This window comes from Aeromonas sp. HMWF015, from assembly GCF_963878965.1.
Taxonomy (GTDB): Bacteria; Pseudomonadota; Gammaproteobacteria; order Enterobacterales; family Aeromonadaceae; genus Aeromonas; species Aeromonas veronii.
Genome location: NZ_CAWNZT010000205.1, coordinates 1 through 2,996, shown reverse-complemented (window position 1 = coordinate 2,996; position 2,996 = coordinate 1). Strand labels below are relative to the sequence as shown.

General features: G+C 49.7%; 3 protein-coding genes. 1 reads left to right on the top strand and 2 read right to left on the bottom strand.

The features are described from left to right. A partial coding sequence (locus AACS18_RS11145; RefSeq protein ID WP_146184887.1) for a tyrosine-type recombinase/integrase occupies positions 1 to 492 on the top strand: 492 nt, incomplete at its 5' end. A 45-nt stretch (positions 493 to 537) separates the two neighbouring features. Here the strand turns inward: AACS18_RS11145 and AACS18_RS11140 are convergent. Next, a complete protein-coding gene (locus AACS18_RS11140) occupies positions 538 to 1,905 on the bottom strand; it encodes a tetratricopeptide repeat protein (protein ID WP_108614279.1) in 1,368 nt (455 codons plus the stop codon). An 874-nt stretch (positions 1,906 to 2,779) separates the two neighbouring features. Beyond that, the coding region (locus tag AACS18_RS11135; RefSeq protein ID WP_219928024.1) for a hypothetical protein at positions 2,780 to 2,996 on the bottom strand (217 nt) is incomplete at its 5' end.

The following is a 2,996-nucleotide window of genomic DNA, read 5'->3' as shown; positions in this document are numbered from 1 at the left end:
GAGTTTTTGATCCTGACTGCTTGCCGTTCAGGTGAAGTCAGAGCCATGAAGTGGTCAGAAGTAGACTTGGAAGCAAGGATCTGGACCTTACCTGCCGAGCGTATGAAAGCTAAGCAACAACATCGTGTTCCGTTATCTCTTCGTGCTGTCGAGATCCTGAAGGGGTTAAGGGGATTACATGACGACTTGGTGTTCCCTTCTCCTAGAGACCAAGTACCACTCTCAGACACAGTGCTGACGATGTTTCTGAGAAGGGCCAAAGCGGAGAGCTGTACTCCTGGCAGAATGGCAACTGCTCATGGCTTTCGTTCCAGCTTTCGAGACTGGTGCAGTGAGCAGGGCTATGCACGGGATCTCGCTGAGCGAGCATTAGCCCATGCGGTGCAAAACAAGGTAGAAGCTGCATACCACCGCACAGACTTGCTGGACCAGCGTCGACCCATGATGGATGCTTGGGCTGAGTTTGTATCCGGTAATTCACCAACTAAATAGGAAAGAAGCGGCCTTGGTGGGCCGCTTCCTTCCTATGTTCTTTTTTTAGCTTTTCTTAGCCGTTGATGACATCTTGCCAAACCAGTGCTCAGAGAGTTTCTGCGCTTGTTTGACTTCCGGTTTGGTCATTTCTGCTTCCAACTCGTCACGGGCCTTCACCGCCTCCGGCATCCCTTCTGTGGCAGCCAATGAGAGCCAGGCATAGGCATGTATCCGGTTGCGCGGAGCCCCCATGCCTTCCTCTCGCAGTGTTCCCATCCGGTATTGGGCCTGGCGGTCACCTTGCTGGGCCGCTAGGCGATACTGTTTGAGAGCCAGCGCGTAATCTTCTTTGCCACCTTGTCCCAGACGCAGCATTTCACCGTAGGTGTACTGGGCGAGAATGTGTCCTTGTTGGGCGGCCTTGGCATAACTGGCTCTGGCCTGCTCCAGTTCACCTTGCTTATGCTGTAACTCCGCCAGCTCGAACAATGCCTTTGGTACGCCACCGTCAGCAGCCCGAGTTAACCAGTGGATCTGCTGCTCCCGGTCTACCTGCTGCAAGCTCAGTTGGTACTCGGCTTCATGGGAGCCGTGCCCGGCGGCCAGCTCCAGCCAGTAGCGACCCAAGGCGGGGTCTGTCGGAACTTGTTCCCCTGCCAGATAAGCCATCCCTAGCCAGAGCTCTGCATCGGCAGAGCCAGCTGTAGCGGCTCTCTGATAGGCTGTGAACGCATTAGTGGGAGCGGCCTGCTTGGCTTGCTGTAGTAACGCATTCGGTTGCTGCTGGGCGGCGGCTCTATCGTTCCAGCGCTGAGCGAGATCTGGTCGTTTGACTACCCCTTTACCTTGCGCATATCGCTCACCCAGCAAGTACTGGGCATCACGGTTACCCAGTTCTGCGGACCGCTCAAGCCACTTGATGGCATCCGTATCGGCCCCCGGTTGTGTGCTGTACCACCGGGCCAGGAGCAACTGAGCTTCAGCATGATCCTGCTTAGCAGCCTGCTCGAACCAATCGAGGCATTCGCTCACCGGTTTGCCTTGATGCTGCTCCTGACACATCAGCCCCAGCCGATAGCTGGCGTTGGTGTTGCCAAGGCGAGCAGAGTGCTGCCACCACTGGGTTGCGAGCGCCGGATTTTTGGGCTCTCCGAGCCCGGCCTGGTACCAGTCACCGACTTGCCAAGCTGCGTTGGCTCGGATCTGTTGATCGGCGGACAAGGGGCCAGACTGCTCGGCGGCCTGCTGCATCCAGTGCATGGCGTTGGGGTAATCGGGCTGACTTGCTAGGCGTTTGGCCAGCTCATATTGGGCGCTGCCATCCCCCTGCTGTGCGGCTTGGGATAACTCGGCGTCAGTGAGAGGCGCAGTGGCAGAACAGGCCGCAAGCATGCTGGCTGCAAGTGCCAGCCATAAGACTCGATGTGTCATGGGAAAATTCTTCGCAGAGTGAAAAGTGACGGATGAGGTACTGCTGTATTGCGGGCTAATCCGTTATGCTACGCAGCCATCTGATGGGCATAAAGCTGATGCGGCGCCTTTCCTTGGCTATTCGCCTTGTCTATCAGGTGGTTAAATTACTAAACGATAAGATAAGCCTCGTATAAAGTTAATCATCCTTGTCAACGTGTAAGAGTTAGGGCTAGTCACCTTTCATACCAACCTATATATATCAAGCTATATAAATGATGTTTCCGCAGGTCCGACATCAATAACAACACCATCGCTTCTTATTCTCACGCCAATGCCATGCTCTGTGTCCCCATCCCAGCTAAATAAAAGCCCGAACTCTCTCTCAACGTCGTGAGATGCATATATTTTCATTAACTTTAAGTTATTATTATCAGACTTCTTACGCACATACTTAATAATGCCGAAAATCACACTTCGATATATATCTAATTGATTCTCATAAATGCACCTAACCTCTTCTTTGAACTTCTCATCAAGCTCGTAGCACTCAAGATTGATAATTTCAATTGGTTCATTGCCAAAACACTCCAAGACAATATCACAACAAACCCCTTCGTTACTACTATAAGCTTTTATAAACTCTATAGATACAAAATCAACCTTTTAAGAGCTTTTCAAGAAACTTAAACACCTACATAAAAAGTCGCAAGCATATAACCACATGCATTTTAAAACTAGGGAAGGTGCGAACAAGTCACTTAACAAGAAGTCATGCCATCATAACCCATTGATATTAAATGACTAAACTCTCAACCCGTTGTTAACTGAGTACTTATTCGCACCTTCCTTAAATAAAAGCCGAAAGGATCGTTGGATCACTTCCGGTTATCATTTACAAGCTAGACCAAAAAGATTTATTTTCACTTCCAACTAATTTTTCCACATCAATAGGATTTTCCTTATTTAAAAACATGGTTCCAACACCTCTACAAAAGAGATCAAAATCAGATGATACCTGTTTCATATTATTCAAATCAGACTCACTAGTAATCGCATAAACCTTCCCACTGCTTAGTTCTAACAAAATAGAATAAGGATCATTATACGTT

Excerpts from the sequence above, each read along its gene's own strand:
- AACS18_RS11140 (WP_108614279.1), bottom strand. The coding sequence starts at position 1,905 with ATGACACATCGAGTCTTATGGCTGGCACTTGCAGCCAGCATGCTTGCG.